This is a genomic window from Streptomyces sp. NPDC036764 (assembly GCF_055609385.1).
The window spans coordinates 161,429-173,684 of record NZ_JBVJPT010000014.1; the positions used below are offsets into that span (position 1 = coordinate 161,429).

At 70.2% G+C, this 12,256-nt stretch carries 11 protein-coding genes; 10 read left to right on the top strand and 1 reads right to left on the bottom strand.

The window, feature by feature from the left end:
- Positions 1-86: 86 nt before the first annotated feature.
- The 4 genes from ACZ69Q_RS36470 to nusB all read left to right on the top strand — a co-directional run bounded on the left by ACZ69Q_RS36470 (position 87) and on the right by nusB (position 3,295).
- On the top strand, positions 87-959 hold the full coding sequence (locus ACZ69Q_RS36470) for a Pro-rich N-terminal domain-containing protein (RefSeq protein ID WP_471050623.1): 873 nt from the start codon (positions 87-89) through the stop codon (positions 957-959).
- Between the two features lie 175 nt (positions 960-1,134).
- Entirely contained in the window at positions 1,135-2,241 is a 1,107-nt protein-coding gene (locus tag ACZ69Q_RS36475) for an aminopeptidase P family protein (RefSeq protein WP_471050626.1), read from the top strand.
- Between the two features lie 51 nt (positions 2,242-2,292).
- Complete coding sequence (gene efp, locus ACZ69Q_RS36480; RefSeq protein WP_030947394.1) at positions 2,293-2,859, top strand: elongation factor P; 567 nt, start codon at positions 2,293-2,295, stop codon at positions 2,857-2,859.
- A gap of 1 nt (position 2,860) precedes the next feature.
- Positions 2,861-3,295: a transcription antitermination factor NusB gene (gene nusB, locus ACZ69Q_RS36485; RefSeq protein ID WP_471050629.1), complete on the top strand. Its 435-nt coding sequence runs from the start codon at positions 2,861-2,863 to the stop codon at positions 3,293-3,295.
- Between the two features lie 164 nt (positions 3,296-3,459).
- On the opposite strand, the gene bldD is transcribed toward nusB, so the two are convergent.
- Positions 3,460-3,963, bottom strand: a complete 504-nt coding sequence (bldD, locus tag ACZ69Q_RS36490) for a transcriptional regulator BldD (RefSeq protein ID WP_007491469.1) — start codon at positions 3,961-3,963, stop codon at positions 3,460-3,462.
- Positions 3,964-4,218: 255 nt separating this feature from the next.
- On the opposite strand from bldD, the gene pyrR reads away from it, so the two are divergent.
- The 6 genes from pyrR to carB all read left to right on the top strand — a co-directional run bounded on the left by pyrR (position 4,219) and on the right by carB (position 12,181).
- Positions 4,219-4,791, top strand: coding sequence for a bifunctional pyr operon transcriptional regulator/uracil phosphoribosyltransferase PyrR (gene pyrR / locus ACZ69Q_RS36495; RefSeq protein ID WP_125527466.1), 573 nt, complete (start codon positions 4,219-4,221; stop codon positions 4,789-4,791).
- Positions 4,792-4,893: 102 nt separating this feature from the next.
- Complete coding sequence (locus ACZ69Q_RS36500) at positions 4,894-5,871, top strand: aspartate carbamoyltransferase catalytic subunit (RefSeq protein WP_471050633.1); 978 nt, start codon at positions 4,894-4,896, stop codon at positions 5,869-5,871.
- Between the two features lie 5 nt (positions 5,872-5,876).
- Positions 5,877-7,163, top strand: a complete 1,287-nt coding sequence (locus ACZ69Q_RS36505) for a dihydroorotase (protein WP_471050636.1) — start codon at positions 5,877-5,879, stop codon at positions 7,161-7,163.
- A complete protein-coding gene (locus tag ACZ69Q_RS36510) occupies positions 7,160-7,741 on the top strand; it encodes a PH-like domain-containing protein (protein ID WP_471050638.1) in 582 nt (193 codons plus the stop codon). Before ACZ69Q_RS36505 ends, ACZ69Q_RS36510 begins: the two co-directional genes overlap by 4 nt.
- Entirely contained in the window at positions 7,738-8,880 is a 1,143-nt protein-coding gene (gene carA / locus ACZ69Q_RS36515; protein WP_471050641.1) for a glutamine-hydrolyzing carbamoyl-phosphate synthase small subunit, read from the top strand. The genes ACZ69Q_RS36510 and carA overlap by 4 nt, the downstream gene beginning before the upstream one ends.
- Complete coding sequence (carB, locus tag ACZ69Q_RS36520) at positions 8,873-12,181, top strand: carbamoyl-phosphate synthase large subunit (protein WP_471050644.1); 3,309 nt, start codon at positions 8,873-8,875, stop codon at positions 12,179-12,181. The genes carA and carB overlap by 8 nt, the downstream gene beginning before the upstream one ends.
- Positions 12,182-12,256 lie beyond the last annotated feature (75 nt).

The following is a 12,256-nucleotide window of genomic DNA, read 5'->3' on the forward strand; positions in this document are numbered from 1 at the left end:
CGGGGGCGGTACCGTTCGGTAGCGAGCGGGTTGCGTGCCCGCTGCCAGCACCTATGGCCATGGAAGACGAGACGGAGTGGCACCGGATGCAGCATGCAGTGGGTTCTCCGCTGCCGCCGCCCCACCAGTCGGGGCACGGCTGGACGCCGGCCGCACACGACCCGGGTGCGCACCACCCGGGCCCCGCCCCGCATCAGGGATCCGCCCCGCATCAGGGCTCCGCGCCGGTGCCCCCGCCGCCCCCGGCGCCGGGCTTCGCACCCCCCGGACCGGTCCCGCACACGCCTCACCATGTCCCGGCCCCGCAGGCCCCCGACACCACGGGCCATGTACCACTGCCGCCCGGCGGGCCCGTCGGCATGCCGAGCGCGCCGCCCGCCACCGCGGCACCCGACCCGTCGACCACGACCATCGCGGTGCTGCTCATCGGTCCGGCCGGCGCCGGCAAGACCAGCGTCGCCAAGTACTGGGCGGACCACCGCCGGGTCCCCACGGCGCACATCAGCCTCGACGACGTGCGCGAGTGGGTCCGCTCGGGCTTCGCCGACCCCCAGTCCGGGTGGAACGACCACTCCGAGGCCCAGTACCGCCTGGCCCGCCGCACCTGCGGCTTCGCCGCGCGGAACTTCCTGGCCAACGGCATCTCCTGCATCCTCGACGACGCGGTCTTCCCCGACCGCCCGGTGGTCGGCCTCGGCGGCTGGAAGCGCCACGTCGGCCCGGGGCTGCTGCCCGTGGTGCTGCTGCCGGGTCTGGAGATCGTCCTGGAGCGCAACGCGGAACGCACGGGCAACCGCCGCCTCACCGACGAGGAGGTCGCCCGGATCCACGGCCGCATGGCGGGCTGGTACGGCTCGGGCCTGCCGATCATCGACAACTCCCAGCTCGACGTCCCGCAGACGGCCCAGGTCCTGGACGACGTACTGGCCCGCTCGATCGCGAGCCCGCCGAGCTGGTAGCGGGCGCCAGCGGAGCCACCCCAGGGGCGCGGGACTGTATCGATGTGCGGCTCCGCCGCGCGGGCGCGAGCACCCCGCTCACCCGCACACGGCACACAACCCCAGGCGGCACTCTCTCGTCCGAACGGCTCTCTCCCAACCGGCACAAACCGGACGAGCCTCCTACGCTCGTGTCATGTCAGAGGTGTACGCCGCCCGCCGAACCCGCCTACGGGAACGCTGCCAAGCCAGCGGCAGCGCCTCCGCGCTGATCTCCCGTCCCGCGAACGTCCGCTACCTCGCGGGCGCCGCCCCGCAGGACTCCGTACTTGTCATCGGCAGGACCGAGGATCTGCTCGTGTGCCTCGGCCCACCCGGCGACCGCCCCATGGAGGGTCGCCCCGACGAGGCACTGCGAACGCACATCCTCCCCACCGCGGGCGGCGACCCCGCCGTCGCGGCGGCCGACCTCGCGGCCGGACAGGGCAGCGACGCCCTCGCCGTGGAGGAACACCACCTCACCGTCGCCCGGCACAGAGCCATCCGCTCCGTCGTGCCCCGCCTGCGCCTGACCGACCTCGGCGGTGCGGTCGAACAGCTCCGTGTCGTCAAGGACGAGGAGGAGATCTCCTGCCTGCGCATCGGCGCCGAGATCGCCGACCAGGCCCTGGGCGAGCTCCTGGAATCCATCCTCGTCGGCCGCACCGAGCGCCATCTCGCCCTTGAACTCGAACGCCGCCTGGTCGACCACGGCGCCGACGGCCCCGCCTTCCCCACCGCCGTCGCCACCGGCCCGAACTCCGGCCGCCGGGCACATCGGCCCACCGACCGCCGTGTCGAGGAGGGCGACTTCCTCTCCGTCTGCCTGGGGGCGACGTACCGCGGCTACCGCTGCGAGATCGGCCGTACCTTCGTCATCGGTACGTCCCCCGCCGACTGGCAGATCGACCTGTACGACCTGGTCTTCGCAGCCCAGCGGGCCGGACGGGAGATGCTGGCACCCGGCGCCGCCTACCGCGACGTGGACCGCGCCGCGCGTCAGGTGCTGGACTCCGCGGGGTACGCGGAGGCCCTTTCGCCGCTGACGGGGCACGGTGTGGGACTCGAAATCGACGAGGACCCGCAGTTGGCTCCCGCGGCCATGGGTAAACTGGACGCTTGCGTGCCGGTCACCGTCGAACCGGGGGTCCACCTCCCGGGCCGGGGCGGCGTCCGGATCGATGACACGCTCGTCGTTCGCCCCGAGGCGGACGGCGGACCCGAGCTACTCACCATCACGACCAAGGAGCTGCTCGCCCTGTAGACAGTGGCGTGCGCCGGGGTCGTCCACGTCAGTCCAGGAGATTCCGCAACCGTGGCTTCCACGAACGACCTCAAGAACGGCATGGTGCTCAAGCTCGACGGCGGCCAGCTTTGGTCAGTCGTCGAGTTCCAGCACGTCAAGCCCGGCAAGGGCCCGGCCTTCGTGCGCACCAAGCTCAAGAACGTGCTCTCCGGGAAGGTCGTCGACAAGACCTTCAACGCCGGCGTGAAGGTCGAGACGGCCACCGTCGACAAGCGGGACATGCAGTTCTCCTACATGGACGGCGAGTACTTCGTCTTCATGGACATGGAGACCTACGACCAGCTCATGGTCGACCGGAAGGCCGTCGGCGACGCCGCGAACTTCCTCATCGAGGGCTTCATGGCCACCGTCGCCCAGCACGAGGGCGAGGTGCTCTTCGTCGAGCTCCCGGCCGCCGTCGAGCTGGTCATCCAGGAGACCGAGCCGGGCGTCCAGGGCGACCGCTCCACCGGCGGCACCAAGCCCGCCACCCTGGAGACCGGCCACCAGATCCAGGTCCCGCTCTTCATCACCACTGGTGAGAAGATCAAGGTCGACACCCGCACGAGCGACTACCTCGGCCGGGTGAACAGCTAAATTGGCTGCCCGCAACACGGCCCGCAAGCGCGCCTTCCAGATCCTCTTCGAGGGTGACCAGCGCGGAGCCGACGTCCTGACGGTCCTCGCGGACTGGATCCGGCTCTCCCGGGACGACACCCGGCAGCCGCCGGTCAGCGAGTACACGATGCAGCTCGTCGAGGGCTACGCGCAGCACGCGAGGCGCATCGACGAGCTGATCGCGCAGTACGCCGTCGGCTGGACGCTCGACCGGATGCCGGTCGTGGACCGCAACATCCTGCGCCTCGGCGCGTACGAGCTGATCTGGGTCGACGAGACCCCGGACGCCGTCGTGCTGGACGAGATGGTGCAGCTCGCCAAGGAGTTCTCCACGGACGAGTCGCCCTCGTTCGTCAACGGCCTGCTCGGCCGCCTCAAGGACCTGAAGCCCTCGCTGCGCCGCGAAGGGGAGTAAAGGGCTTACGAAGACGCGGGAGGGCCCGCAGCATCCGCTGCGGGCCCTCCCGCGTCTTCTTGTACCCCCGAGGTTCCCTCGGGCGCCAGAACGCCGCCGGGGTGGCCGCAACCCAATGGGTTTCGGCCACCCCGGCGGTACGTTTCTGCTCAGCAGCGAAGGGCTCAGCCCTCGTCGGCGTGGGACACCGCGCGGCGCGCGTCCGCGTCCAGCACGCCCCAACTGATGAGCTGCTCGGTGAGGACCGAGGGGGACTGGTCATAGATGACGGCGAGTGTGCGCAGGTCGTCCTGGCGGATCGAGAGCACCTTGCCGTTGTAGTCACCGCGCTGCGACTGGATGGTCGCCGCGTAGCGCTGAAGGGGACCCGCCTTCTCGGCCGGCACGTGAGCCAGTCGCTCCAGGTCCAGGACCAGCTTCGGCGGCGGCTCGGCGGCCCCGCCCGGCGTGGTGCCCGGCAGCAGCTCCTGCACCGGAACGCCGTAGAAATCCGCCAACTCGGCGAGGCGCTGCACGGTCACGGCGCGGTCACCGCGCTCGTACGAACCGACCACGACGGCCTTCCAGCGTCCCTGGGACTTCTCCTCGACACCGTGGAGGGAAAGGCCCTGCTGGGTGCGGATGGCCCGGAGTTTGGCCCCGAGCTGTTTGGCGTATTCGCTGGACATATAGCTCCCCGGACACTGTGTCGACGCGACGTGGCTTGGGTTCCATGCCGCGCAGTTGGTAACTCACTGTGAGGTTACGCAGCGTTACTCTGGCCCGTCAAGCCGAATGGTCCACACCGACGCTTCCGTGCTATCGGTGGCCGATTGGGCCAAGGGGGTGATGAGGCGTGCCCCGGCGGCCTGCTACGGTGGATGGCGCAAACCAGACGTCCTTTAAGATCCGTCCCGTGAGGCGGAGAAGGAGGTCCTTTTCGTATGGACAGGCAGCAGGACACGCAAGCGTCCGACGCCAGGCCCGTTCTCGAAGGCCCTGACATCGCGCGGGTGTTGACCCGCATCGCCCACGAGATCGTCGAGCGCGCCAAGGGCGCCGACGACGTGGTGCTCCTCGGCATTCCCACCCGAGGCGTCTTCCTCGCCCAGCGGCTGGCCGCCAAGCTCGAGGAGATCACCGAGCGCAAGATGCCGGTCGGCTCGCTGGACATCACCATGTACCGCGACGACCTGCGCATGCACCCGCCGCGTGCGCTCGCCCGCACCGAGATCCCCGGTGACGGCATCGACGGCCGCCTCGTCATCCTCGTCGACGACGTCCTGTTCTCCGGCCGCACGATCCGCGCCGCGCTCGACGCCCTGAACGACATCGGCCGGCCGCGCGCGGTCCAGCTCGCGGTCCTCGTCGACCGAGGTCACCGCGAACTGCCCATCCGCGCCGACTACGTCGGCAAGAACATCCCCACGTCGCTGCGGGAGACGGTCAAGGTCCAGCTCGCCGAGGAGGACGGTCGCGACACCGTACTGCTCGGTGCCAAGCAGACCTCCCAGTAGCGCCCACGGCGTACGCCGTTCGCGTACGCCCGCTAAGTGCGCCCTCGCGCGCACCCGTCTGCCCGAATTCTCCCGAATGAACTGCCTTACGGAGCCTGTCAGATGCAGCGTCATCTCATCTCGGCCGCCGACCTCACCCGCGACGACGCCGTCCTGATCCTCGACACCGCCGAGGAGATGGCCCGGGTCGCCGACCGGCCGATCAAGAAGTTGCCGACCCTGCGCGGCCGCACCGTCGTGAACCTCTTCTTCGAGGACTCCACGCGCACCCGCATCTCCTTCGAGGCCGCCGAGAAGCGACTGTCCGCGGACGTCATCAACTTCACCGCCAAGGGGTCGAGCGTGTCCAAGGGCGAGTCCCTGAAGGACACCGCCCAGACCCTGGAGGCCATGGGTGTCGACGCCGTGGTCATCCGGCACGGCGCCTCCGGAGCGCCGTACCGCCTCGCCAACTCCGGGTGGATCGACGCGGCCGTCATCAACGCCGGTGACGGCACCCACCAGCACCCCACCCAGGCCCTGTTGGACGCCTTCACCATGCGCCGCCGGCTCGTCGGCAGGGACGCCGGGATAGGGCGGGACCTCGACGGCCGGCGCATCACGATCGTCGGCGACGTCCTGCACAGCCGGGTCGCCCGCTCCAACGTCGACCTGCTGCACACCCTCGGCGCCGAGGTCACCCTGGTCGCTCCGCCCACCCTGGTGCCGGTCGGTGTCGAGACCTGGCCCTGCGAGGTGTCGTACGACCTCGACAGCACGCTTCCGAAGTCCGACGCGGTGATGATGCTGCGCGTGCAGCGCGAGCGGATGAACGCCGCGTTCTTCCCGACCGAGCGCGAGTACTCGCGGCGCTACGGCCTCGACGGCGACCGCATGGCGCGGATGCCCGAGCACGCCATCGTGATGCACCCCGGCCCGATGGTCCGCGGCATGGAGATCACAGCCGAGGTCGCCGACTCGGACCGCTGCACCGCCATCGAGCAGGTCGCAAACGGAGTCTCCATCCGGATGGCCGTTCTGTACCTGCTGCTCGGGGGCAACGAGCCCGCCGTCACCCAGACCCGTACCGAGGAGAAGTAAGACAGATGAGCAAGATCCTGATCCGTGGTGCGAAGGTGCTCGGCGGCGAGCCGCAGGACGTGCTGATCGACGGCGAGACCATCGCCGAGGTGGGCACCGCGCTGAGCGACGAGGGTGCCCAGGTCGTCGAGGCGGCCGGCAAGGTCCTGCTGCCGGGCCTGGTCGACCTGCACACGCATCTGCGCGAGCCCGGGCGTGAGGACTCCGAGACCGTGCTGACCGGCACGCGCGCGGCGGCCTCCGGCGGCTTCACGGCCGTCTTCGCCATGGCCAACACCTTCCCGGTCGCCGACACCGCCGGCGTCGTCGAGCAGGTCTGGCGACTGGGCAAGGAGCACGGCTACTGCGACGTGCAGCCGATCGGCGCCGTCACCGTCGGCCTGGAGGGCAAGAAGCTCGCCGAGCTGGGCGCCATGCACGAGTCGGCCGCCGGTGTCACCGTCTTCTCCGACGACGGCAAGTGCGTCGACGACGCCGTGATCATGCGCCGCGCGCTGGAGTACGTGAAGGCCTTCGGCGGGGTCGTCGCCCAGCACGCGCAGGAACCCCGGCTGACCGAGGGCGCCCAGATGAACGAGGGCGTCGTCTCCGCCGAGCTGGGTCTCGGCGGCTGGCCCGCGGTGGCCGAAGAATCGATCATCGCCCGGGATGTCCTGCTCGCCGAGCATGTCGGCTCCCGCGTCCACATCTGCCACCTGTCGACCGCCGGATCCGTCGAGATCGTCCGCTGGGCCAAGTCCCGCGGCATCGACGTCACCGCCGAGGTCACCCCGCACCACCTGCTCCTCACCGACGAGCTGGTGCGCAGCTACAACCCGGTCTACAAGGTGAACCCGCCGCTGCGCACCGAGCGTGACGTGATGGCGCTGCGCGAGGCGCTCGCCGACGGCACGATCGACATCGTCGCCACCGACCACGCCCCGCACCCGCACGAGGACAAGGACTGCGAGTGGGCCGCGGCCGCCATGGGGATGGTCGGCCTGGAGACCGCGCTGTCGGTGGTGCAGGAGACCATGGTGGACACCGGGCTCCTCACCTGGGCGGGGGTCGCCGAGCGCATGTCCGCCAAGCCCGCCGAGATCGGGCAGGCGAAGGGGCACGGCCGTCCCGTCTCGGCTGGTGAGCCCGCCAACCTCACGCTCGTCGACACGGAATACCGTGGGTCCGTGGACCCCGCGGGCTTCGCCTCGCGCAGCCGCAACACCCCGTACGAGGGGCGTGAGCTGCCGGGCCGTGTGACGCACACGTGGCTCCGGGGCAAGGCCACGCTCGTCGACGGGAAGCTCACGTGACACCTGCAACGCTGCTCGCAGCCTCACTCGCCGCCGAAAAGAAGTCGGCCGAGGTCACCGACTGGGCCGCCCGCGCGGGCTGGCTCGTCGGACTCGCCCTCTTCGTCGCGCTCGTCTACTGGCTGATGCGCGAGGGCTGGAAATGGCGCGGCACGCTCCAGGGCGACCTGCCCGAGCTGCCCAGCGCGCCGGACGACCCCGGCCCGGCGAGACTGAGCATGAGCGGCCGCTACCACGGCTCGACCACCGCGGGTCAGTGGCTGGACCGCATCGTGGCGCACGGCCTGGGCACCCGCAGCCGGGTCGAGCTCACCCTGACGGACGCGGGACTGGACGTCGTACGCCCCGGTGCGAGCGACTTCTTCGTCCCGGCCGCGCAGTTGCGCGAGGCCCGGCTCGACAAGGGCATCGCCGGCAAGGTCCTGACCGAGGGCGGACTGCTCGTGGTGACCTGGGCGCACGGCGAGCGGCTGATCGACTCCGGATTCCGCTCGGACCACGCGGCGGAGCACAACGAGTGGGTCGACGTCATTAACTCCATGATCAACACCAACAGCACGGAAGGCGCCGAACGATGACGACCTCCACAAGGGGAGCCGCCAAGGTTCCCGCGGTACTCGTCCTGGAGGACGGCCGGATCTTCCGCGGCCGCGCCTACGGGGCCGTGGGGGTGACCTTCGGCGAGGCCGTGTTCTCCACCGGCATGACCGGCTACCAGGAGACCCTCACCGACCCGTCGTACCACCGCCAGGTCGTCGTGATGACCGCGCCGCACGTCGGCAACACCGGCGTCAACGACGAGGACCCCGAGTCCAAGCAGATCTGGGTGGCCGGCTACGTCGTGCGCGACCCCGCGCGCGTGCCGTCCAACTGGCGCGCCAAGCGCTCGCTGGACGACGAGCTGCGCCACCAGGGCGTCGTCGGGATCTCCGGCATCGACACCCGCGCCCTCACCCGCCACCTGCGCGAGCGCGGCGCCATGCGCGTCGGCATCTTCTCCGGCAACGCGCTGCCCGACGAGGGCGTCATGCTCACCGAGGTCCGCCAGGCCCCCGAGATGAAGGGCGCCGACCTCTCCGCCGAGGTCGCCACCAAGGAGGCGTACGTCGTCCCCGCGATCGGTGAGAAGAAGTTCACCGTCGCCGCCGTCGACCTCGGCATCAAGGGCATGACCCCGCACCGCATGGCCGAGCGCGGCATCGAGGTGCACGTGCTGCCCGCGACGGCCACCGCCGACGACGTGTACGCCGTGAACCCCGACGGCGTGTTCTTCTCCAACGGCCCCGGCGACCCGGCCACCGCCGACCACCCGGTCTCCGTCATGCAGGCGGTCCTGGAGCGCGGCACCCCGCTCTTCGGCATCTGCTTCGGCAACCAGATCCTCGGCCGCGCCCTCGGCTTCGGCACCTACAAGCTGAAGTACGGCCACCGCGGCATCAATCAGCCGGTCCAGGACCGCACGACCGGCAAGGTCGAGGTCACCGCGCACAACCACGGCTTCGCCGTGGACGCGCCGACCGACAAGGTCTCCGAGACCCCCTACGGCCGCGCCGAGGTCTCCCACGTCTGCCTCAACGACAACGTGGTGGAGGGGCTCCACCTCCTCGACAGGCCGGCCTTCAGCGTCCAGTACCACCCCGAAGCGGCAGCGGGCCCGCACGACGCCGCCTACCTGTTCGACCGCTTCGTATCCCTGATGGAGGGCCAGCGTGCCTAAGCGCACCGATATCCAGTCCGTCCTGGTCATCGGCTCCGGCCCGATCGTCATCGGCCAGGCCGCCGAGTTCGACTACTCCGGCACGCAGGCCTGCCGCGTCCTGAAGTCCGAGGGCCTGCGCGTCATCCTCGTGAACTCCAACCCCGCGACGATCATGACCGACCCGGAGATCGCCGACGCCACCTACGTCGAGCCGATCACCCCGGAGTTCGTCGAGAAGATCATCGCCAAGGAGCGGCCGGACACGCTGCTGCCCACCCTGGGCGGCCAGACGGCCCTCAACACCGCGATCTCGCTGCACGAGGCGGGCACGCTGGAGAAGTACGGCGTCGAGCTGATCGGCGCCAACGTCGAAGCCATCAACAAGGGCGAGGACCGCGACCTCTTCAAGGACGTCGTCGAGGCCGTCCGCGCCAAGATCGGGCACGGCGAGTCCGCCCGCTCGGTCATCTGCCACTCCATGGACGACGTCCTCCAGGGCGTCGAGACCCTCGGCGGCTACCCGGTCGTCGTCCGCCCGTCCTTCACCATGGGCGGCGCCGGCTCCGGTTTCGCGCACGACGAGGAGGAGCTGCGCCGCATCGCCGGCCAGGGCCTGACCCTGTCTCCCACCACCGAGGTGCTCCTGGAGGAGTCCATCCTCGGCTGGAAGGAGTACGAGCTGGAGCTGATGCGCGACAAGCACGACAACGTCGTGGTCGTCTGCTCCATCGAGAACTTCGACCCGATGGGCGTGCACACCGGCGACTCGATCACCGTCGCGCCCGCGATGACGCTGACCGACCGCGAGTACCAGATCCTGCGTGACATCGGCATCGCGGTCATCCGCGAGGTCGGCGTCGACACCGGTGGCTGCAACATCCAGTTCGCGGTGAACCCCGAGGACGGTCGCGTGATCGTCATCGAGATGAACCCGCGCGTGTCGCGTTCGTCGGCCCTCGCCTCCAAGGCGACCGGCTTCCCGATCGCCAAGATCGCCGCCAAGCTCGCCGTCGGCTACACCCTCGACGAGATCCCGAACGACATCACGCAGGAGACCCCGGCCTCCTTCGAGCCGACGCTCGACTACGTGGTCGTGAAGGCGCCGCGCTTCGCCTTCGAGAAGTTCCCGCAGGCCGACTCCACGCTGACGACCACCATGAAGTCCGTCGGCGAGGCCATGGCCATCGGCCGCAACTTCACCGAGGCCTTCCAGAAGGCGCTGCGCTCGCTGGAGAAGAAGGGCAGCCAGTTCACCTTCGTCGGCGAGCCCGGCGACAAGGCTCTTCTCCTTGAGGAGGCGGTCCGCCCGACCGACGGCCGGATCAACGCCGTCATGCAGGCCATCCGCGCGGGCGCCACGCAGGAGGAGGTCTTCGAGTACACGAAGATCGACCCCTGGTTCGTCGACCAGCTCTTCCTCATCAAGGAGATCGCCGACGAGATCGCCGAGGCCCCGGAGCTCACCCGCGAGCTGCTCGCCGAGGCCAAGCGGCACGGCTTCTCCGACCACCAGATCGGCGAGATCCGCGGGCTGCGCGAGGACGTCGTGCGCGAGGTGCGGCACGCGCTGGGCATCCGCCCGGTCTACAAGACGGTCGACACCTGCGCCGCCGAGTTCGCCGCGCGGACGCCGTACTTCTACTCCTCCTACGACGAGGAGACGGAGGTCGCTCCCCGCGAGAAGCCGGCCGTCATCATCCTGGGCTCCGGTCCCAACCGCATCGGCCAGGGCATCGAGTTCGACTACTCCTGCGTCCACGCCTCCTTCGCGCTGAGCGACGCCGGGTACGAGACGGTGATGGTCAACTGCAACCCCGAGACCGTCTCCACGGACTACGACACCTCCGACCGCCTGTACTTCGAGCCGCTGACGCTGGAAGACGTGCTGGAGATCGTCCACGCGGAGCAGCAGGCCGGTCCGGTGGCGGGCGTCATCGTGCAGCTCGGCGGGCAGACCCCGCTGGGTCTGTCGCAGGCGCTGAAGGACAACGGTGTGCCGATCGTCGGCACCTCCCCGGAGGCCATCCACGCGGCCGAGGACCGGGGCGCCTTCGGGCGCGTCCTGGCCGAGGCGGGCCTGCCGGCCCCCAAGCACGGCACCGCGACCACCTTCGCCGACGCCAAGGCCATCGCCGACGAGATCGGCTACCCGGTCCTGGTGCGGCCGTCGTACGTCCTCGGCGGGCGCGGCATGGAGATCGTCTACGACGAGACCCGGCTGGAGTCCTACATCGCCGAGTCGACCGAGATCAGCCCCTCGCGGCCGGTCCTCGTCGACCGGTTCCTCGACGACGCGATCGAGATCGACGTCGACGCGCTCTACGACGGCACCGAGCTCTACCTCGGCGGCGTCATGGAGCACATCGAGGAGGCCGGCATCCACTCCGGCGACTCGGCGTGCGCCCTGCCCCCGATCACGCTCGGCGGCTTCGACATCAAGCGCCTGCGGGCCTCCACGGAGGCCATCGCCAAGGGCGTCGGCGTGCGCGGCCTGATCAACATCCAGTTCGCGATGGCCGGCGACATCCTGTACGTCCTGGAGGCCAACCCGCGCGCGTCCCGTACGGTCCCCTTCACCTCGAAGGCGACCGCGGTGCCGCTGGCCAAGGCCGCCGCCCGGATCTCGCTGGGCGCGACCATCGCCGAGCTGCGCGCCGAGGGTCTCCTGCCGGCGACCGGCGACGGCGGCGAGCTCCCGCTCGACGCGCCGATCTCCGTCAAGGAGGCCGTCATGCCGTGGTCGCGCTTCCGCGACATCCAGGGGCGTGGCGTCGACACCGTCCTCGGCCCGGAGATGCGCTCCACCGGCGAGGTCATGGGCATCGACTCCGTCTTCGGCACGGCGTACGCCAAGTCGCAGGCGGGCGCGTACGGCCCGCTGCCCACCAAGGGCCGCGCCTTCATCTCGGTCGCCAACCGCGACAAGCGCTCGATGATCTTCCCGGCGCGCGAACTGGTCGCCCACGGCTTCGAACTGCTCGCCACGTCCGGCACGGCCGAGGTGCTCAAGCGCAACGGCATAAACGCCATCGTCGTGCGCAAGCAGTCCGAGGGCACCGGCCCGAACGGCGAGAAGACCATCGTCCAGCTCATCCACGACGGCGAGGTCGACCTCATCGTCAACACCCCGTACGGCACCGGCGGCCGCCTCGACGGCTACGACATCCGTACGGCGGCCGTGGCGCGGTCCGTGCCCTGCCTGACGACGGTCCAGGCGCTCGCCGCCGCCGTCCAGGGCATCGACGCCCTCAACCACGGTGATGTGGGCGTGCGTTCCCTCCAGGAACACGCCGAGCATCTGACCGCGGCCCGCGACTAGCAGCCCTGAGGGGGACACCGGAAACGGTGTCCCCCTCTTCATGAGGCTCACCGAGGCTTCGAAGAGGACACAACG

Excerpts from the sequence above, each read along its gene's own strand:
- ACZ69Q_RS36470 (WP_471050623.1), top strand. The coding sequence starts at position 87 with ATGCAGCATGCAGTGGGTTCTCCGCTGCCGCCGCCCCACCAGTCGGGG.
- ACZ69Q_RS36475 (WP_471050626.1), top strand. The coding sequence starts at position 1,135 with ATGTCAGAGGTGTACGCCGCCCGCCGAACCCGCCTACGGGAACGCTGC.
- ACZ69Q_RS36505 (WP_471050636.1), top strand. The coding sequence starts at position 5,877 with ATGAGCAAGATCCTGATCCGTGGTGCGAAGGTGCTCGGCGGCGAGCCG.
- ACZ69Q_RS36500 (WP_471050633.1), top strand. The coding sequence starts at position 4,894 with ATGCAGCGTCATCTCATCTCGGCCGCCGACCTCACCCGCGACGACGCC.
- carA (WP_471050641.1), top strand. The coding sequence starts at position 7,738 with ATGACGACCTCCACAAGGGGAGCCGCCAAGGTTCCCGCGGTACTCGTC.
- bldD (WP_007491469.1), bottom strand. The coding sequence starts at position 3,963 with ATGTCCAGCGAATACGCCAAACAGCTCGGGGCCAAACTCCGGGCCATC.
- pyrR (WP_125527466.1), top strand. The coding sequence starts at position 4,219 with ATGGACAGGCAGCAGGACACGCAAGCGTCCGACGCCAGGCCCGTTCTC.